We start from the raw sequence: 19,630 nt of genomic DNA, 5'->3' as shown, positions 1-19,630 counted from the left end.
CGGGGCTGGTTGCGCCCGGCCGTCTATCCTCTGGAGCCCCTCAGGATTTCGGCTTAGCCGACCAGATCCAGATTGCGAGAACGATGTTGATGATCAACGGAACGAGTACGGTCCGGGCCGTGTACAGGTTCGTCGTCCAGCCCCATACGAGGAACACCGCGCTGATCAACAGGACGAATACCAGGGCGCTCGCAAGGCCGCCGTACTTCTCGATGTCGCCCGCGATGACCCAGACCAACACACCGAGCCCGATGAAGAGCCCCGAGAGAGTGAGGAGCAATCCCGGGTCCTTGACCTCGTGACCGAAAACACTGGCGGCAAGGGACGGAGAAAGCATAGCAAGACCGAGAAGAAAAGAATAAATAGCGTCCAGCTTTACGGGCAATCGGAGCTTTTCCACACCCATCACCTCCTTCGAGTAGTTCACGGGGACCGTTCTCCATCCGCGGGCATCATCCTGCAGCGGCCGTCCTGGTAGGTACCCCGGGGTCTGCCGAAGAACGACTGCACTACAACCGCAGACCTCTGGAGGTGCCAACCATGAAGATCACCTTCCGTGAGAACGGCCCGATCATCCTGCACACGGAGAGCGAGCTGTCCTTCCGGTCAGGCGAGGCCGCGGAGAAGAAACCTAGTCCGGTTAAGCTGTGCCGGTGTGGCCAGTCGAGCAACAAGCCCTTCTGCGACAGCACGCACCGCAGAATAGGCTTCGAGGCCGGAGCCGCCGAGATCGAACTGGTGCCCCCAGCGGGATTCGAACCCGCGTTACCGGCTTGAAAGGCCGATTCTCTCGCGCTGGCCACCGCTTGCTTCCTGAATCTCGCGAGAGGCGCGTCTTTTGCAACGTGTTTTCCACGTAGGACCTGCCTGAGGCTGTCCCCCGGACAGGTAGGATAGCACCCTGGCATCTACTACGCTACACGCCGCATTGCCTCGCCGAGAATCTTACCCTGGGAGGGGCCGTTGCCTCATCGAAAATCTGACCGAGCTCATCTCCAGGATCGGAGGTTCGGTCAGACCCATGTCTCCCCTTGCCAAGCGCCAGCTCCTCCAGGCCCTCCACCCCCACTACCGGTCGGCTCCTCGATCCGAGAAGACCAAGATTCTGGACGCCTTCACGAAGGCCACCGGGTACCACCGCAAGTACGCCGTCAGCCTCCTGCGCCACGGGCCTCCGCCCTCGCGGCCGCATCGCCGGGCCTGGGTGCGCTATGACGCCGCGGTCGTCGGCGCCCTCCGCCGGCTTTGGGAAACCTCCGGCGGCCTGTGCAGCAAGTGCGGGTTTCGGTCCATCGTGATCGCTCGTTTCGGACCATCGTGAACACCAATATCGGCGCATCGTGAACATGAAGATCGGAGGATCGTGAACGCCTCGATCGGTCGATCGTGAACGGGGGCGATCGGGTATCCTGGCACGAGGGGATAGCCCACACGCTGCGGCGCTGGATGGTCGGGCCTGCTGTCCACCCCAGAGGAGGGGAGGATGGCGACCGAGCGACTGTGCATGCGGCACACACGGGAAATTCTCAGGCAGAAGTGACTCTTGGGGCGGTCTCATCTTGCGGGTCGGGCTTGGCACCATCACCGGTACGGTGCACCGGGCGGAAGCGGCCGGGCTCGACTGGCCCCAGATCCAGGCGCTTGCCGATGATGCCCTCGAGGTTGTCCGCGCCGAGTACCCGACCGCGACCGCGCGCGCCTGCAAGAAGGTCACGTGCGGTGTCAGGAGCGTCTCCGTCGGCGCCGATCGTCGATACGGCTGCCACGCCTCCTGGCGTTGACACAAACAGCGTGCAACGGTTTTGCGATCGGCATCCAGGCGTCGGGCAATCTCCGCTACGGTCACATGCCCGGCCGCAAGCCGGTGAATCTCCTCCCATCGGTCACGACCAATCATCTCAGCCTCCCGGAGCGAGTTCTGTTCAGGGATTCTTTCGTCCACCGCTGTCATCCTCACCCTCCTCTCTTGGGTTGGAGGGTGGGGAGTTCTCGGTGACCCGACCTGGGGATTGTTGCATGACCGCTAACAATCTACCTAAGGCGAGGGCTGCGGGGACTCGATGACCTCAATGTTTCCGTTTTGCTTCACCCGTGCGATGGTTCCCTGTCTGTAGCTCGTGGTGGTCTTGTCAATCTTGTCCCAGTTTCTTAGAAGCCAGGCCGCTTGCTCCTTTAGAGACAGCTTCCTCCAGAAGGGGCCGAGAAATAGAGCCGTTACGCCGCTGGCCCTAAGGGCCCGCGCCTCGGGGGGCCTTGTTGTGATATGACGGTCGCCACTGACGATGACCCACCCGCTGCCTTGAAGCTGGGGTATGAAGTCGCGGTCCTTCGCATCTTGTCCAAACTCTGAGCGGACGGTGCGCGTCACCACACCATAGAGCCTTAGCACATCAGCATGTTTGGGCGAGATATCATTATCAAAGAGATAGGTCACGCCGCTTCAAGGAGTGAGTCTTCATACGCGACTGCGGTCTTGACAGCAACCAAGGGAACATCGAACCACTCAGCGACCACCTCGGGTCGCTCACCTCCAGTGTAGACAGCATCGTGCAGTGCCCTAGTAGGGACTCCGGTCTGTGCATCAATAGGCTTGCCGAAGCTTCGCTCAGGGTCAAGAACGATGCGCCCTTCGCGGCCCAGAGGCCAGTATCTCAACGCCTCCGCGTAGCCAAAGTCCAGTTTCCTGAAAAAGAGGGAGGCTACCGACTCGAATACGAGTTGGCCTTTCCCAAGCTCCTCGATGAATCTCCGGTCTGGAGATTCCTCAGCGCGGGCACTCTGTAGCAGTGTGGCAAAGATACGTTTCCCGTCTGTGTCGAATCGCTTTACAGCAAACGGATATGGCGTCTCAAAGAGTTGGGCTGCAGACCGAGCAGCTTTGCGGATGGTCTGCATCGAGACGCCCTCACGACGAAAGAGGCGCACGAATAGGAGTTCGACCAGTTCAAGGAAGACTATGGGTTGGTCCCCATCACCGAAGAACCTCTGAATGATGGGTCTGTGATAGTACTGAACGTTTCGCATTTCGTACGCGTACTCACTGACCCAGCGCCGCAGCTTTGCTGTCTTCACCCCGATGATTCTTGCCGCCTCGGGGACGGAGTACAGACCGACTCCTAGATAGGTCTCCTGACCCACTCCTGACCACCCCCCACCGTCCAGCAGCTCACTCCTACTGGGTTGGCTACCCTCGACGCCCAGACCTTTCTCGCCTCAACTCTCAGCAGGCGCACGACCGCGTCAGCCTTCTTGCGAGCGGACCACCGATTCTCGTGTGGGCGTTGGGCTGTGACCACCGCTGTCCCTCCGTCTCCCGCGTGGACCTCCCTCTATTATTGTCGGGTGTCCTTGGAAACCGGGGGCGGTGGACCTGTGGTGCTTGCTGTGGTCTGCCTGGGTGTCATTTGGCACCTCTTTGCTGCATTCTCCTCGGAATCTCACGAAGGTCCGTCTGCTGGTGCCGCTCTCATCCATCATCGACCACCAACTGGCCGCGATGGACAACCCGCCTGTCTCCCGCTAACTTTCCTGTTGCCACATTTCAACCTCCACTGTAACCGTGTCCACGAGCCCGAGTTCTGACAATACCTGTCTCAGTTCCTGCTCCAGATGGCGTCCCATTTCGCCCTGAACCTGAACCCGGGCTTCGAATCCCATGGAAAGACTCTGCCCGGTCTTCAATCTAGGTATCAGGCGCACCCCCAACTTGTTCCAAACCTCGGGCGGAATGGGGCCGTGTACGCGAATGGCAAAGATTGCTGTGCCGGCTGGAGTAGCCGAGACGGGCGGGGCCACCGGCTCTCCGGCCTTGTCCCCTCTAACTGTGATCGGCGAGGACTCAATCGGCGCCGGCGGCTGGGTCAAATCCTTCGCCTTCTCCTGGGTGATGAGAAACGTCTGCGCGTCGAAAGTGACTTCCTCGGACCCAACAGCCTCCTTAAACCATACCCTCTGGAAACTCCCGTCTGGCCGCTGCCCCGAGCCAAGACCGAACTCTCCAGCCTCGACCCAGCGAACGATCTGCTCCCGCAGTGTGCGCTCCGGGTCAATCAGACGCGTGAGCGATCCGTCCAGGAACGACTGTCGCAGGCCCTGGAGCGGCCAGACCCCCGATTCGCGCAGCGCCACCGGCCAGTTGCGGCCGACGTACCCGGCTCCCACCGATTCGGTGAGCAGGCCCTCTGCCTTCAATGTGGCCACGACGCGTGCCGTCAGGGTCTGGCCCGTGCTGGCGTACCCACCGGCGAGGTCAATGACCTTCACGCCCGCTGGGACCGTCCGGTCAGCCACCACAAGGTAGCCATAGCTGGCCCAGATTTCTTCCCTCACGTCCTCATCGGCATCCCTCAACTTGCCGGCTACCTCCCGCCGGTCTGAGGCGTCCACCTCAGCCCCCAGCAGCCCTGCGGCCAGTTCATCTGCGACCCGTCTCCAGGCAAGATGCATCTCGACCCGGTCCTGCAGCGCGCGGCCGGACTTCTTGGCGCACCACACCAACGCCGCTGGGTAACGTCGTGTGTCAACCCCTCGCTGTCGCGTCCACTCGGCGAGGCGCGCCTGAGGGCCCTCCGTGCCGTCCCATGTGAAGTCTGGATCCAATACGACAACCGTCAATTGTGGCGAGTCGGGAACCACATCTCCGCCCTCGGGGAAGTACACGACCGGCAGGTTCGCCCCGCGGGCAAACTCATTCTTCACCGACTGCCGTACCGCCGGGCGGACCTCCCGCTCCTCGTCGAGCGACGCCCGCCGATCGGCGACAACCTTCCTAAGGGTCGCCGTGAACCCGAAGCGGCACCCGTCGGTTCCAACCTTTCTCAGGTAGTAGGCCCGCTTCTCAAGCGCATCCACTGCATTGTCGATGGTCGCGACGTCCAGCTCGGGCTCCCCCAGCGCAAAACGAAGCTCCGGAAGATGGGCCACCTTGTCTACCATTCCGCCCGAAGACTCGAAGAAGATGGCCGTCGCCACGCGCCGGTGGATGTCGCGAAGCGCACCTTTGGCATCGGCATCGAGAGAGAGCGCGTGGCTGTGTTCTCCCGCAACGTCATGCTCGATGGCCGGGTTCAGCCGGTGCTCGCCAAGCTGGCCCAGCACAGTGGTCCGGAATTCGCTGACTTCGAGTGGAGCCGATCCCAGTGTTATGAGGGGCTCACGCCGTGCTCGCTGGTGGTTCTCCCGATACGCCCACGAGATCCACTGCGCGAGCATCGCCAGCGTCCCGCGGGTCTGCTGGTACTGGGGAACCGTCTGCCACTTCCGCTGAAAGACGGAGAGCGTTGCCGGATGGAATGGATAACAGGCCTCAAATCTTCGCTGCAGCGACTCGCGGGCCTTGGCCTCGACGGCTTCGGCCGCGATAGTGGTCCACTCGGGAGGGAGCTGGGCGCGCCACTGAAAACACCAGTCCGCATAGGCGCGCGCCACGCTGCGCCGCGCGCGCTCTTGCCCCAGGTCCTCAAACAGGCGTCGTCGAACCACCTCGCTGATTTCGCTCTCGTCATTGGCGAGTAGCTCGCGGGCAATCCGCCGCACGATCTTGGTGATGCGCTCCTGCCACTCCATCTCCCACTCACTTGCCATCTCGGTGCGGCTGCGGGGGAGGCTGATCACCGCCGCGCAGTGTGTGGTTCCGGTCACGGCCCGCACGAGATTGTCGAGGAAGGCGTAGAACGGCTCGGCCATCGGCCTGCGCCGGTTGAGGAAGTTCAACACCTCGTCCATGAGGATCAGCACACGTCCGCCGGCGGCCTCGAACACCCGCCCAAGCGCCTCGGTGCCGGGAGGCGCCTCGCGGGCGTCCAGCCCCAGCGCAGCAACGCCGCCGTCTCCGGCGAGCTGACGCGCCAGATCAATCCACGGAGTCTCTCGCCCCGGCTGAGGATCCCAGGCGTTGCCGACGAACACCGCCCATCGGGCCTTTGGAATGCTCGAGAGACCCGCCTCCTTCAACACCGCCTGCACTTCAGGATTGCGGAGCGAGGCCTTCGAGTGTTCCACTAGGTGGTAGAGCGCCGTCAGGACATGCGTCTTCCCGCCACCGAACTGGGTGACGAGCGCCAGCACCGGCGGGGCACCCTCAGTCTGCCCGCTCAGCCGCCGCAGCGTCACCGCAACCTGCTCCCGGAGCGCCCGCGTGAAGACGGTCCGAGCAAAGAACTGCGTCGCGTCCCGATAGTCCTGGGGGGCGGTTCCGGCCACCACCTGCTCCAGGGCGATGGCGAACTCATCGGGGTTGAACGAGCGGCCTTCGCGAACCTCAGGGCGGGGGATTGTAACTCTGTACCAGGGTTCCATGTGAACCTCCAACTTACCGCCGCGGTACAGCGAGAAGCATGGCGTCAAGCAGCCGTTTCTCCTCGCTGGTCTTCGGGTAGAGAGCCGATAGTGCGTTGGCGAGTCGCAAGAAGTCGGGCCCGCGCCTTGTCTCGGCCTCTAGCAGCGCCCGGAGTGCCGCGGCTTGACCGGAGGCCTGGAGGAGCATCGCGGCGTGGATGCGGTCGAGAGTTGTGGGCTCGCGCCGGGTTGCGGTGAAGGGGTGTTCGGGCTCGATCCCCACTGTGACCTGAGCAGACTCGTCATCGGCGCCGGCAGTAGCCGTCATTGCCCGTCGCCTCCTCATGGCCCCGCGCCGCCCCGGTGCGCGGATCGCCGGTACTGCACCTGCGCGCTCATCGGGGAAGAGCTGTACCTGGGGATCTTCCGGAGCCGCCACGATGCGCTGTGCCATTGCCTCGGCTCCCTCTCGTCCGAACAGCTGTGGGGCCCGCTCGGCGACCGGAAGCAGGCGGACAATTCCCTTCTCGATCTCGATGACACGGCCATTCCACAGTTCCATGTGGATGCCAAGCGGCTGCGCGAAGCGGCGGGCCACGTCGTAGATAAGGGTGAGGCCCCCCTTGTGTTTGGGGAGAGGCTCCTCATCCTCCTCCTCGGTTGCCACCTCTTCTTCAGCCTCTTCAACTCCAACCTGGGCTGATGGCCGCTTCCCGTTGTTCCCGTTCTCCGTACTCTGGAGCGTCCACAGGAACAGTGCGGTCAGGCGGGCGTCTTCTTCCAGAGCCCCAGCGGGGTCGCCGCCCACCCGGCCATCCGGACCGCCGAGCACGCGCTGGAGGGCAATTCGGCCGACCACCTGCCAAATGTACCAGAGGAAACCGTTGCGCGCTGCCTCGGATCGCGCCGCAGGATTGCTGGCCAGGCCCACCTCCTCGCCGTCGGCCGTCTCCACCCGCGGGTAGCGGCTGAACAGCTCCATCGCGGGACCGATGCAACTGAAGACCAGGTCCGCGCCGCGGATCCTCTCCGCTGAGAGCCGGTCCATCCAATCCTGGATGCGCTTGGGAAGCTCACGCATGATGTCGCCCCAATCACCAATTGGAGCGCTCTCAAGCCGTGGCCTGACAACGAGGTGAATGCTGGCGGAGAGGGCAGCAGCCTCACGAGCCCGAGGTCGCACTCCTCGTTCTGTGACTATCGGCCAGGAGGCCGTGACGACCCATCTCGCTCGTACCATGGCCGATAGGAGCGCCTCCCATCCTTCCGTGCTCTTGTGCGCAAAGACGACAGCTCCGACGCCATCGTCCTGTAACACACGCCGTCCTTCGGTGAAGGCGCGGGCCATGCTTTCTTCAAAGAACTGGCGGTCCTTGACGCGACCGTCAACGCGGCTGACCTCATTCTGCACAATCTCAGCCGTCTTGGGCGTGAGGGGATTCTCTGGGTTGAAGGGATCACGTAACAACGGATGATTTGGTAATGTTCGTTTCAACCAGACGAAGAAGAAATCAGAGAGATCAGCGTAAGGCACTGCATCGTAGTAGGGCGGATCGGTGAACCAGACGCCTGCTGCGTCGTCTGGCAGCGGGTAGTTGGTGGCGTCTGCGATCTGCGTTTGCCCGGAGGTCTGTGACCCGGGCCAGGCGCTGGCGACACGGGCAACCCATTCGAGTGCTCCGTCAAAGTTGGCACCCGTGCCTGACATAGGATTCGGTTCAGCAAAATCCCACACGATTGGCAATGCCTGGCGTCCGAATGTGCTTGCAACCGCCTGGATAGTTTGAAGCCAACGGACGAGGCTTGATTGCTGATCAGCCACGCGACCAAGAACCAACGCGGCCAAGTCTTCAAGTGCCGAATTCAGGCGCTCCTCGCCACCTGCACTCCCTCGTACCTTCTCCGCCAGCGTCACCAGCGCCAACTTCTGCCGCGCCGTGAACAGGTCGCCCCAGGTGCGCATACCATACTTCTGGACGCGAAAGCCTAGCGTACCTTCTGGAGGCAGCGGTTCATCTGGAACCGGCGCCAGGCCGTTCGGCAGCGGATGTTTGATCTTCTTCTCAAGTACCTCGGCAGCCCTTCGCACCGCATCGTAGTCCCGCTGAGTCGGCACCCGATAATGCCGTCCCCGCTCCCCGGGGCGAACCGTCACCACAGCCAGCAGCCGCGCCCCACCTTTGCGCCGGTCGCGCTCATCGAACACCGTATCCGCGCCCCCATGCTGAACGCTGAGCTGCGCCCGCACCCGCTCGACCCGCAGCACCGTGCCGCACGCTGGGCATGTAGCGTGCCCTCGCGTTACGGTGCCTTCTGGCACCTTGGATTCCCGCTCCGGTTCAAAGACCTCGAAGGCCACTTCCGGAGGGTGGCCCTTGGGCCGTTCGATGCGCAAATGGAGCGCCCGCCGCCTGTTCGCCTTCTTCGAAAGCCAGAACGATCGCGCCAGCGGAATCTCCGCACCGCACTTGGGAGCCTCACACCGCACCGTCCGCGCCCACAGGTAGGCGATGGGGCGTGCGCCATCGGAGTCAGGCGGATAGAAGCCAGCGAGCTCCCTCTCGGCTGCAACCTTGATCTGCGCGCCGACACGACGCACCGCCTCGGCCAGGCCCTCTACCTCTTCCACTCCTCCGCCGGCGGTCGGAATCCGTATCTTCGCCCGCCCGTAGCGGGGGATGTCTTCGAGGAGCACCTTCAGGATGAGGCAGGCCACGGGATTGAGATCGCTGGCGAACGCCTCACACCCCACCCGGAGGGCTTCCAGGGGGATGCTGCCACCGCCGGCAAATGGATCCACAACCAGCGGCGGGCCGTCAGGATGGGCCCCACGAACCAGCATCCTGGCCGCATCGAGGAACGCTGGGTTCGCCGCGTGGTCCCAGTTGCTGAAGTCAGCGATGAATCCCAGCAGCGACTTCCGGAGCGCCTTGTCGCTGGAGCCGTCGCCGGATCCCCGCACCGGGGCCAGTGCCTTCCGCGCAGCCTCCTTGAAGGCAGGCGGACAGTGAGAATCGCAGGGGTCGGGGAGGAGCAATCCCATCAGGACTGCCCGGCACGCCGCCAACGGTCGCCTGGCCCACCACAGGTGCAGCGTGCTGGGATGCCCGTGCCGGATGGACTTCTCCCGCGCCGAGTGCCTGCTGACCGCGGCGATCGGGAAGTCCACCTCAATCAGGCGACGGCAGTCCCGGGGGAGACTCAGATGTCACCTCGGGGAATGACGCCCGCACCCAGCAGGCGTCGAATCTTGCACTTGACCCTCCAGAGCCCGTTGTCCACGGACTTGATGTGCTTGCCGAGGCGCCGGGCGATCTCGTCGTATGGTCGGCCCTCAAGCCACAGGGTCAGCGCCAAGAACTCGAAAGCCGACAGGCGCTGCCGCAAGACATCCATAACGGCCCGCACTTCGGCCGTCTGCAGAAAGACGGCATCGAGAGGCGCGGCCTGGTCGCTGACGGTATCGCCGACTGTCCGGTCCCCGTTGCCGTCATACCGAGGCGCTTCTAGAGAGAAGGCGGAGTTCAGCGGGATGTGCTTCTGGCGAGAGGCCGTCTTGACGGCGGTGATGATCTGCCGTGTGATGCAGAGATCGGCGAAGGATCTGAATGCGCCGCCATCTGCGCGGAAATCGCGCACGGCTTTGAAGAGACCAATCATGCCTTCCTGGATGAGGTCCTCGTACTCGGCCCCCTGAAGGAAGAAGCTCCGGGCCCGAGCGCGTACGAGCCACTCGTAGCGGCGGAGGAGAGCCTCGAAAGCATGTTCGTTTCCTGCCTTGGCCAGCAGGAGAAGCTCTTGCTCGATTGGCAGAAACGGGACGGGCTCCAGCATCGAAGCCTCTCCTCGGGGGTTCACTGCTGCAGGGTGGCCCTTCGCCAAGGGTGCGGTCCTCAGGCCTCCCTTTCCGGGCGCTTGCTCGATTTGGCGGCGGAATGGCCTTTTTTGGCTCTGCTCAAACGCGATTTGGATTTTGCCATATCTTTGGCTCCACGCTCATAGTACGCTCCACGCTTTCTTCCATGGAGGATCAAGACCCCCTGTTCGGCGAGCCGGCCCAGTAGCGTGCGCGCCTGGGCGGACGATAGCTTACACAACTCGGCGACCTCGCGCCGCGCGATGCGCCCGTGCTTCTCGACGAACTGCACCACCATCTGCTTCTGCTGGTCGGCCTCAAACCCCCTGGTTCTGACATAAGCGGCCGGCTGGCCGAGCCGTCGGTATACCGCCGCAGCCAAGTGATATACGCGTCCTCGTCTCTCACCTCGCCCCTCAATCAGGCCAGCCTCCACCAGCCCTTCCAATACCCGCCGCGCATCTACATCAGGCTTCTGGACGAGCCGGCTCAATTCAGCGATATCAATACGCCGTGCTGAACGTAAGTGATGGAGAACGAGAAGCTCATCGACTCCGAAAAGACGCCCCAACCGGCGCTCCTCATCATGGAGGAGACGGACAAACTCAAGAACTGGCGGGCCGCCAGGGAGGACGACCATGACGTCAGTCTCTGCCGATCGACTGTAGTCGGGCCCGGGCCTTCCCGTTCTGAGCAAGTCCTCGAAGATCGTGTCAATGCCCCGCGCTGTGCGCTCAACGAGGCCGGCCCGTTTGAACGCGTCGGCGAGGAGGGGGTTGCGGGGCCTGGGTGGTGTGACCAGGAGATTCCCGAGGTGGACCCCTTCAACAAATCCGCCGGGATTCGAGACTTCGATGCGGTCGTCGTGCCACTGCACATGAACCGCTCCCAGCCGCGCATAGTCGCGATGAAGGAGCGCATTAGCCAGGGCTTCGCGAAATGCGCGTTCCGGGTAGTCGGGGACTCCAATCCGGAAGAGGCCCATCATTACCTCTTCCTCGCGGTTTCGTGCCCGAAACCGTGTCAGAACTTCTTCAAAGGATCGCAGAAGTGGCCATCGGAAGAACTCGTTGATTTCGACAGCAGTCCCGCGGAGCACTTGAAAGGCCACTTCGTGGGTAGTCAGCAGCCGTTGGAGTGAAGCCTCCCGCCCAAAGAGTAGAAGCCCCGCGAGCCGGATCCGGCTGATCTGATAGTTCCCTTCAACCACTCCCAGGGCTTTGGCCAATTCTTCATCCGAGAGTTCAACGAGAGCGCGGTCGCCTCGTCCTCCACTCTCGCGTACCGCCCGCCGGTAGCGCTCAACCTCGATGGGGTCGACATCCTCCCAGGTAGCACCCTCAACGACGAACGCGCTGGGATCAACTTTCCCTCGGTGCGCCAGTGCGGACGGTATCTCGTGAAAGTGAAAAGGCCGGCATCCGGGCTCGCCGCGCCCAAGGATCGTCCGCCGCACGTACTTGCCGTCGGAGGTCCCAACGGGTTGCTCGGCGCGGGGCACCTCTATGGCGATCACCTGCTCGCCATCCCAAGGCACGATAGAGCAGCGCGTTGACAATGACGGGACCGTTTTGTTCGCGACTAGCGCCACTACCCGAAGCGGATCGGTTCCCGCACCGTGCCGGGGCCGGGCACCGGTTACAACCCCATCGTCCTCCACGCCGATTAGCAGCCAACCCGTGGGCTCACGGTCCCGGTTGGCAAGGCAGACGACGGCCTCCACCAACTCGTCGTCTGAGAGCGCCCGGTGCCGCTCCCCCTTGAACTCTACGGCAACCGTTTCGCCGATCGCGAGAAGTTCTCGGAGGCTTTCCGGGGTCACTGTCGTTCCGCCTCCACCAGCCGAGAAGCAGGGAGAACATAGTGCTCAACCCGGCGGACAGACTGCCACGCGTAGGTTGCAGGGTCCTTAACTTGGGACAGCCGCGGGGCCTCCGTCCGACAGTTTGTAACCACGTAGAGCCAGTAGCAGTCCCGCCGATCCTGCGCCACGCGGTACTCGTTGGGTGTCAGTGTGATATCCCCCCCGTCTCCTGCAAGGCCCTTCACCTCGATGAGGCGCACCTCTCCGCCCCGAGGATCAATGCTCGTCAGATCATAGCCGAGGTTCTCGGTATGCACATCGAGCACCTGACGGCCAGCCTGCTGCTCGAACACCATCGCGGCTTCCATTGCGACCTGCTCGGTTTCCGGGTCCGGTTGGAGGCGGCGAATTTCGGGCCTTTCACGCTCGGGGTGGGGCAGTATCAGGATGCTGGTCATGCGATCGACGCTCTGGAGAGTGAGGGCGCGCTGACGTGCCAGTTCCTGGCGCCGGCGTTCGCGTCGGGCCACCAGATCAGCGTGCCGCCCCTCGGTCGCAGCCAATAGCCCGGTGGCCCCCTCAACGCCTCTATCCCTGTCCTCGGCGAACCTGCCGATCTTCTCGTCCTCGCGTTGAATGAGTTCGGTCAGGGCCACCTCCACATGTGTGGCGATGCGATCTACCTCGTCCAGACGTTCGGTGCGCACCTCCGCCAGGAAGGCATCGAGCACCCGCTGCTGGAGGACGTCCCTGGATTCGGGTAGCGAAGCCACGGCGGGCAGGTCGGCGGGGGCCGGCGCAAGCAGCAGGTCGCCCAACAGAGCGGCATCCCGCACCGCGGCGCCGTCCTCGGCAACCTCGACAGCAAACAGACGCTCGTGCACGACCTGCCCGAGGCCGTCTACCACGCGGGCACGGTACACATCCAGACGAGCGGGACCTTGGTGGCTAAGCGAGTAGAAGCACGCGCCGGACGCCAGCGCCGGACGCGCCGCATCCATCGAGTGCCGCCGGAGTGCTTCGAACAGCGGGTGCCCAGGGGTGACCCACTCCAGGTGGTGCCGATCGGCGGTCTCCCGGTCGGTGGTGAGCCGTGGATAGCGGTTGGCCAGCGAGGGCAGGTGCCAGTCCTGGGCGCGCGCGTGGTGGCGCAGGGCCACCGGTGTGGGCCCTGGATCGAACGTGTGGGGCAGCGATGCCACAGGACGCAGCGTCAGCGAGGCGTGCGGCGCGGCCTGAGCCACGAATCGGGCGACGGTCTCTGGGACGATCCGACGCTCCTGGGCCCGAGCGCGGCGCTCGACGAGCATAGCCAAGTTCAGCGTCCGCGTCGCCAGCCCTTCAAGGGCGTGCTGGCAGATCGCTCGGAACCGGTCCTCCTGAACGTCGCGCAGCACCCGGTCCTCGAGGTCTGCTTCGTCTAGGCGGCCGGCATAGAAGTCGCGGAGGACCCGTTCGATCTGTCCGGCCGGCAGGACTTCCCCAACAACGTTGAAGACCGCATCGTCGTCTAGCGCATTGCGGATCTCCTGGAGCTTCTCCATTAGGCGCTCCAGGATTCTTCCCTCGACGGTGTTGCTAGCCACGAAGTTGAAGATCAAGCAGTCCTTCGTCTGCCCGTAGCGGTGGATCCGGCCCATCCGCTGCTCGAGGCGGTTCGGATTCCACGGGATGTCGTAGTTGAACATGATATGGCAGACCTGTAGGTTGATGCCCTCGCCAGCAGCCTCGGTCGCCACGAGCACCTGAATCTCGCCTTCCCAGAACTGCTGCTCAGTGTGTAGACGTGTACCGGGCTCGTCCCGCGATCCCGGCCGCATACCGCCGTGGATGAATCCTACCTTGAATCCCCACTGGCGAAAGCAGTCAACCAGGTAGCCCAGGGTGTCCTTGAACTCCGTGAAGATGAGCAAGCGCTGGTCGGCCCGGCTGAAGAACCCCTCGTCCTGCAGCAGCCCCCGCAGCTTCGAAAGTTTGGCCTCGACCCCCGCATCTATGACCGCCTGCGCCCGGTCTGCGAGATCGCGCAACTCGGCGATCTCCTCGCGGACCTGCTGTGGATTCTGGGCTAGCGTAAACGCCTCGAGGATCTCCTCCAGGCGCTCTCTCTCGGCCTCCTCCATCTCTTCGAGTTCCTCCGGATCCGGAAGGTCCGGGGGGGCTGTGGCGAGGAGTAGTTCCGCGCGCTTCAGACCCTCCTCAAACCGCCTCGCCCGATTGGCCAGCGAGTGCCGGAGGGCCATCGTGCTGGACGCCAGCCGGCGCTGGTACAGGGACATCAGGAATCCAACCGCGCGGGCGCGAGGATCCGCTTCCTGAGCTGCGGCCCGGCTGCTCTGGTTGCGGACGTACCTCGTGACGGCGCGGTAGAGCGCCTCTTCATCTCCTTGAATCGCGAAGCGTACTGTGCGCGGGATACGCTTGGTGAAGATCTTGCGCGCCTCCCACGTTCCGTCGGGTCCCTGCTCGGGAAAGTGAACCATCGCCTCCTTGGTCCGCCGGAGGTAGAATGGCGCCCGGCGCCGCTTCATCGCTTCACGGATAGAGCGCACATCAGCGTACGCGTCCGCGTCCAGGAGGCGCAGAAACAGGGTGAAGTTGCTGGGGTCGCCTTTGTGCGGAGTAGCCGTTAGCAGCAGGTAGTGATCGGTGGTCTCACTCAACAGCTCACCTAACCTGTAGCGCAAGCTCTTCTTGTCCTCGGCGTAGGCGGACATGCGGTGCGCCTCGTCCACGACAACGAGGTCCCATGAGGCCTGGCGGAGGCTGGGGAGGACATCACTGCGCTTCGCCAAGTCGAGAGAGGTGATGACTTGGGGCTGCTCGAGCCACTGATTGACACCGTATTGGACCCGAAGGTCTGCCCCTTTGAGTACAAGAAACTTCTCGTCGAACTTATCGCGGAGCTCGCGCTGCCACTGAAAGGTGAGGTTGGCCGGACAGACGACCAGTGTTCGCTCAATCAGGCCGCGCAGCTTGAGCTCCTTCAGCAATAGGCCCGCCATGATGGTCTTGCCGGCTCCTGCGTCGTCGGCAAGCAGAAAGCGCACGCGTGGCAATCTGAGCAATACGTCGTAGACCGCCTCGAGCTGATGGGGGAGTGGATCCACACGCGAGATCGAGAGGGCGAAGTAGGGGTCGTATTCATACGCGATTCCCAGGGTGTATGCCTGCAGACCCAGACGGAGTAGCGCCCCATCCCCCTGGAAGGTGAAGTCAGTGGAGAGTATCTTGAGCCCGTCTAGGTCCACGGCAGTAATTTGCACCTGGCGGAAGACTTGTGTGCGCGTGCCGACGAGCCCGAGCACGAATCGGCCGTCGCCCTCGGGCTGGACGGTTACGACCCGCATGGGCTCGCTGAACTGCGGGCCCTCCAGGACAGCGCCGGGTCGAATGGCATGCCGGGCGGAATCAGCCATCGCCAAGACCCTCAGTGCGGTTCATACTACTCCTCAAGGCCCAAGCAGGCCTCCTTTTCCACATTCCACACCGGTTGAACCACCGTCCGGGCACCGCCAGAAGACGCTTCGTCAAGATCGCTGTGCTTCCGTTCGCCAGCCTGCGGTAAGGCACCTATCGAACGGTACCATTACTGTAGCGGACGCGGAGTTACCTGCCCAGCGACATGCCGTCCCACGGCCTCGCCGACGCTGGCTGACCGCGGTCACTGTCCAGGATCCGCTTCATCCGCAGCAGCCGCTCAATCAACCGGCTGGCCCCTCCCCGGGTGAGTTGCTCCGAAGGCGTCCCACCCGCCTGATCGGCCAGCCATCGGCGGCCGCCCTCCCCCGGAAGCCCCAGCTCTGCTGCCAGCGCGATCAGCGTCGCAACCTGCGAGCCAGTAGCGGGGGCCTCCACTACGGTAGCCGTCAGCTGGGGCACCACTAAGCCCAGGTCCCTGTCAAGTTGAAGCCAACCGACGCGTCACAGCAGTCCGCTCCGCCATCGCTGCAATCCGAGGCCCGCTGGAAGCTACCCTGACCTGCCCGTTGCCAGCGGGAGCCCCCACCGGCCGGAAGTCCTGACCATGTTCGCCAGCCTTCTCCCTGGCGGCGACACGAACCCGCGCCCTCGCCAGTTCCCCGAAGTGCACCTGCTTCCACGCGCGGATGTAGTCGAGGACCGTGAGGCAGAGGCGCCGGGCATCAAACTCCGACAGCAGCAGGCTCAGGGTGACCTCGGCCTTGACCAGCTTGACCGCCCCCTGCCCGATGACCTGGCCTGGGCCGTTCCGGATCTGCAGGACATAGGGGTTGTCGTACTTCGGGTCCTTGCGCAGGCTCAGCACCCGGGCCAGGCAGGTCCCATCGCGCACGGAGCCCTTGTGGTCTGTCCATTCCCGGAACGTCCCGTGGAGGATGTCCCAGCAGACCACCTCCAGGTCGTCGGCGTCCGCGTAGTGCAGCGCACGGGTGGTCGCCTTGAAGTCCCGCCCGAACTGCAGCAGGATGAAGCGCACCTTGCAGCGCTTGGGGTCGGGATCCAACAGGTCCCCAATGTCCAGGACCTTGTCCTTGGTAACGTACCTGAAGATCTGAGGCCGTCGATTCTGTTCCATCGCGTGTCCCTCCCACATCGAATTTGCGTGCTCGCAAAACGGCGGGCGCCTCACCGCACCCAGTTGAGCAGGTCACGGCGGTCCACCGCCCAGTCCACGTCGTAGCGCTGCTCCCCTGCAAACGGCTCGGGCAGTTCCGGCAGGTCCGCGGCCAGCCGCTCGTAGGTCATCGCGGCCCGACCTTCCTGTAGCAGGGCCACCAGGGCGTTGCTGTGCGTCCGGCCGGTGGCCCGGAAGTCTTCGGCCGCGGCGATCAGCGCGCCGCGCACGCCCTCCGGGCTGTGCTCCAGCAGGTAGTCCACCACCATCTCGGGGTCGCCGTGTTGGTACGCCTCGATGAACTGCTCAGCCTTCCCTCCCCTGCGCTCGTACTTCTCGCGGAATAGGTCCAGGAACGTCATGGCGTCACCTCCACTGGAAAGAGTGGAGACGACAGGCCACGGGCGGGGAGGCGCGCAAGGCGCCTTTCCCTTGCGCGACGGGGCCCCGCCCGTGGCAGACCAGCTTGTGCGAGAATCAGCCGGAACGGAGAAGTGGCGACCCCAGACACGGTGCCAGCCGCAGCTTGGCGTGCCCTGCTGCACGACGTCCGCATGGCGCCCCGGAAAGCGCAGCGTGCGGAAGGCTGCACCGGAGGTCGGCATCACCGCTTCGCGCGTGCTGAAGCTCTCGCGCAAGTGTGGATGGGTGGTGAGGACTGCTCCGCGGGCCGCCTATGTGGAGAGAATCGGAACTGCGGAGATCAAGCCCCGCAATGTCCAATAGCCCGGCTGGAACCCGAAGCGCCGCATTCGCTGCTGACAACGCTGCGCAACGCGGCCCGCAGGTTCAAGGAGGCTCGACGCACAAGCGCTCCCGGCTCGGCCAGGAAGGCAGCGCAGGGGGTCGCGCCGACGGGACGCTATGTGCTGCAGAATGACCTGTACTGGCCGCATTTGGGCATGAGACAGGGAGAGAACGTGTCATTCACGGCGCCCGCCGACCAGGTCACGCGCCAGATGAGGCACGGGGGGACGAGATGAGTGACCCCAGGGACAGGACGCGGCTATTGAAGGAGGCGAAGGCAGAAATCGACGCCCTGAGTCCGGAGGAGCGGTCTAGGCAGGACGAGGAGATAGATTGGCAGACGGCGCGCGTCACGTGGGCTCTGGAAGCGCCCTCTGTGGAGAAACGGCGGTGAGGGGGATGGAGAAGCGCAAGGCGCTCGCGGCACTGAGGGCGCGGATCGAACAGAGCTTGAGGGCGAGGGGGTACCTCTCCTGGTTCTTTCCACCGCGCGACGATGGGGTGCGCGGTTGGGAGGGGACGGCGCCGGTCATGCTCGTAGCGCTGAACCCCAGCGCGGGCCGCCGCAGGGGGAGGAAGGCGCCGCAGAACCCCGGCAAGTTGGACGCCGCCCTGAGCCTGCTCTACGACCAGATGGCCAGGAACGGGCTGGCCGACGCCCACCTCACCGACGTGTCGAAGGCGAAGGCGAAGAACTCGGAGGCCGACGTGACGCTGGCGATCCTAGCTGGCGTCAGTAAGCGGTGGTTTCTCGAGGAGGTGCGGATCATCCGGCCCAGGCTGATCATAGCGCTAGAGCGGCGCGCCACGACCATGCTAAAGGCGTGGCTCCCGGGCGACCCCCGGCTTCGTGAGGTCTCGAACTACTCCTGGGCCTGGCGCTTCAGGAGCCGCAAACTCAAGTCGGGGATCACCCCTCTGGAGCGGTTCAAGAGGGAAATGAAGGAAATGGGCCTTGAGGCGCGCGATCGGCGGCGAGTCGGTTGAGGCAGCGTACAGACCCGTCCATCGGAGCGAGCCCGCACAGGTCCTACAGGACTTGTACGCCGCTGCCTCACAACAGGGCGTAAGAGCAGGGCGCTGGCCACACAGCGGGCAAGGCCTGACGGGCACGGGCAGCCAGCCGTACTCGTAGCCGGGGCCGGGATCTCCCTCAATGTACGTCCCGCCGATCTTGCGGTACCCACACCCTCTGCGAGGCTCAACGGCCATGGCTCGTTCCTCCTCGTCACTTCGCCTCACTGATGGTGGCAGGCGGTTCTCCCTGGGCACGTCGGTAGGCTCGGAGAGGGGACCTGCACGGCTCAGCCTCCAGCCGCTGGGGCTGCGCTGCCAGTGCCCCTCGCTCACACCAGCCCCGCCGTCAGGGAACCCGTTCGCCGGGCCGGTATTGCCAAACCGGCCAGTTGCCATACGTTCCGGCACTAGTTTGCGACCCATCTGCTGGAGGACGGCTACGACATCCGGACGGTCCAGGAGCTGCTCGGGCACCGAGATGTAGCCACGACCATGACCTGCACGCACGTCCTGAGCCGCGGTCCCGGTGCGATTCGTAGCCCGGCGGATAGCCTGCCGGCACCCTGACAGCGCGTGCGGAGGCGGGGATATGGAGGAATGATAGACTGACCAGCGAAAGCAGGCCGGCGAGAGGGGAGATCAAGGAATCGGCTGATCTGCTCGCAGTGTCGGGGGGACTAGACGGTTCCGTCTGCTTCAAGTTCGCTGGACTTGCTGAGGGGGCGACGTGATGGCGACTGACCACAGCCTCCTGTCGTCGTACCGGGAGATGCTCCTTGAGCACCTCTTTGCGGGCGAGGTCATGCGCCATGTGTGGCTCTCTGGCGTCAAGCGCCTGGAGATCCTCAAGCCCCAGGTCGACGATGGAGGCTACGACCTCGTATTGGAGGGCAACAACGTCGTCCGCCACGTCCAGTTGAAGGCGACCTTCCGAGGCTCCAAGGTCGCCCGCTTCAACGTCAACACAGGCCTCGCGACCAAGCCGAACGGGTGCATCGTGGTCATGCTGTTTGAGCCCCAAACCCTCGCCCTCGGACCGTTCCTATGGTTCGGGGGCCCTCCGGGAGAACCACTGCCTGACCTGAGCGGGTATCCAACGGGCAAGCACACAAAGGGCAACGCCCGCGGCGTCAAGCTTCAGCGTCCGCGCCTCCGGATGCTGCCGCGCTCGGCATTCCAGCAGCTCGCCTCAATCACCGAGGTTGCAGATCACCTTTTCGGTCCCCTTCCGGAGGTGGCGCGTTGAGCGTCCAATGGAGGGGCCAGCGAACAAGGGGATGCAGCTGACGAGCGCCTCGCAGCTGATCCGTGCGTTAGCCATCACATCGAGGGG

At 64.0% G+C, this 19,630-nt stretch carries 16 protein-coding genes and 1 pseudogene; 6 read left to right on the top strand and 11 right to left on the bottom strand.

Annotated features, from left to right (window positions below):
- Positions 1-40 precede the first annotated feature (40 nt).
- Entirely contained in the window at positions 41-427 is a 387-nt protein-coding gene (locus RDU83_00445) for a hypothetical protein (protein MDQ7839477.1), read from the bottom strand.
- Between the two features lie 113 nt (positions 428-540).
- Here RDU83_00445 and RDU83_00440 point away from each other — a divergent pair, with 113 nt between their 5' ends.
- The 3 genes from RDU83_00440 (at position 541) to RDU83_00430 (ending at position 1,781) form a co-directional block, all read left to right on the top strand.
- Complete coding sequence (locus tag RDU83_00440; GenBank protein ID MDQ7839476.1) at positions 541-777, top strand: CDGSH iron-sulfur domain-containing protein; 237 nt, start codon at positions 541-543, stop codon at positions 775-777.
- Between the two features lie 244 nt (positions 778-1,021).
- Positions 1,022-1,321: a hypothetical protein gene (locus RDU83_00435; protein MDQ7839475.1), complete on the top strand. Its 300-nt coding sequence runs from the start codon at positions 1,022-1,024 to the stop codon at positions 1,319-1,321.
- Between the two features lie 238 nt (positions 1,322-1,559).
- Entirely contained in the window at positions 1,560-1,781 is a 222-nt protein-coding gene (locus RDU83_00430; protein MDQ7839474.1) for a hypothetical protein, read from the top strand.
- A gap of 254 nt (positions 1,782-2,035) precedes the next feature.
- Here the strand turns inward: RDU83_00430 and RDU83_00425 are convergent, their stop codons facing one another.
- From RDU83_00425 to RDU83_00380, 10 genes are all read right to left on the bottom strand, one after another.
- Positions 2,036-2,434, bottom strand: a complete 399-nt coding sequence (locus tag RDU83_00425; protein MDQ7839473.1) for a hypothetical protein — start codon at positions 2,432-2,434, stop codon at positions 2,036-2,038.
- Entirely contained in the window at positions 2,431-3,138 is a 708-nt protein-coding gene (locus RDU83_00420; GenBank protein ID MDQ7839472.1) for a hypothetical protein, read from the bottom strand. The genes RDU83_00425 and RDU83_00420 overlap by 4 nt, the downstream gene beginning before the upstream one ends.
- 381 nt (positions 3,139-3,519) lie before the next feature.
- On the bottom strand, positions 3,520-6,297 hold the full coding sequence (locus RDU83_00415; protein ID MDQ7839471.1) for a DUF499 domain-containing protein: 2,778 nt from the start codon (positions 6,295-6,297) through the stop codon (positions 3,520-3,522).
- A gap of 13 nt (positions 6,298-6,310) precedes the next feature.
- Positions 6,311-9,445, bottom strand: coding sequence for a DUF1156 domain-containing protein (locus RDU83_00410; protein MDQ7839470.1), 3,135 nt, complete (start codon positions 9,443-9,445; stop codon positions 6,311-6,313).
- 32 nt (positions 9,446-9,477) lie between these two features.
- Positions 9,478-10,110 (bottom strand): RNA polymerase sporulation sigma factor SigH, encoded by a 633-nt coding sequence (sigH, locus tag RDU83_00405; GenBank protein MDQ7839469.1) that lies wholly within the window; start codon positions 10,108-10,110, stop codon positions 9,478-9,480.
- A 59-nt stretch (positions 10,111-10,169) separates the two neighbouring features.
- Positions 10,170-11,954: an ATP-binding protein gene (locus tag RDU83_00400; protein MDQ7839468.1), complete on the bottom strand. Its 1,785-nt coding sequence runs from the start codon at positions 11,952-11,954 to the stop codon at positions 10,170-10,172.
- Positions 11,951-15,355 (bottom strand): helicase-related protein, encoded by a 3,405-nt coding sequence (locus RDU83_00395; protein ID MDQ7839467.1) that lies wholly within the window; start codon positions 15,353-15,355, stop codon positions 11,951-11,953. The genes RDU83_00400 and RDU83_00395 overlap by 4 nt, the downstream gene beginning before the upstream one ends.
- A 190-nt stretch (positions 15,356-15,545) precedes the next feature.
- A complete protein-coding gene (locus RDU83_00390; GenBank protein MDQ7839466.1) occupies positions 15,546-15,818 on the bottom strand; it encodes a hypothetical protein in 273 nt (90 codons plus the stop codon).
- Positions 15,819-15,837: 19 nt separating this feature from the next.
- Positions 15,838-16,494 carry a hypothetical protein gene (locus RDU83_00385; protein ID MDQ7839465.1) on the bottom strand — a complete coding sequence of 219 codons (657 nt, stop codon included), beginning with the start codon at positions 16,492-16,494 and terminating at the stop codon, positions 15,838-15,840.
- A 50-nt stretch (positions 16,495-16,544) separates the two neighbouring features.
- On the bottom strand, positions 16,545-16,895 hold the full coding sequence (locus tag RDU83_00380; GenBank protein MDQ7839464.1) for a hypothetical protein: 351 nt from the start codon (positions 16,893-16,895) through the stop codon (positions 16,545-16,547).
- A 775-nt stretch (positions 16,896-17,670) separates the two neighbouring features.
- On the opposite strand from RDU83_00380, the gene RDU83_00375 reads away from it, so the two are divergent.
- The 3 genes and pseudogenes from RDU83_00375 to RDU83_00365 all read left to right on the top strand — a co-directional run bounded on the left by RDU83_00375 (position 17,671) and on the right by RDU83_00365 (position 19,543).
- Positions 17,671-18,267, top strand: a complete 597-nt coding sequence (locus RDU83_00375) for a hypothetical protein (protein MDQ7839463.1) — start codon at positions 17,671-17,673, stop codon at positions 18,265-18,267.
- Positions 18,268-18,639: 372 nt separating this feature from the next.
- Positions 18,640-18,864 (top strand): annotated as a pseudogene (locus RDU83_00370) (tyrosine-type recombinase/integrase).
- A gap of 163 nt (positions 18,865-19,027) precedes the next feature.
- Positions 19,028-19,543, top strand: coding sequence for a hypothetical protein (locus RDU83_00365; protein ID MDQ7839462.1), 516 nt, complete (start codon positions 19,028-19,030; stop codon positions 19,541-19,543).
- The last annotated feature ends 87 nt before the right edge of the window (positions 19,544-19,630 follow it).

The organism is bacterium (assembly GCA_031082185.1).
Lineage (GTDB): Bacteria > Sysuimicrobiota > Sysuimicrobiia > Sysuimicrobiales > Humicultoraceae > VGFA01.
This window is presented reverse-complemented; position numbering and strand designations above follow the sequence as displayed.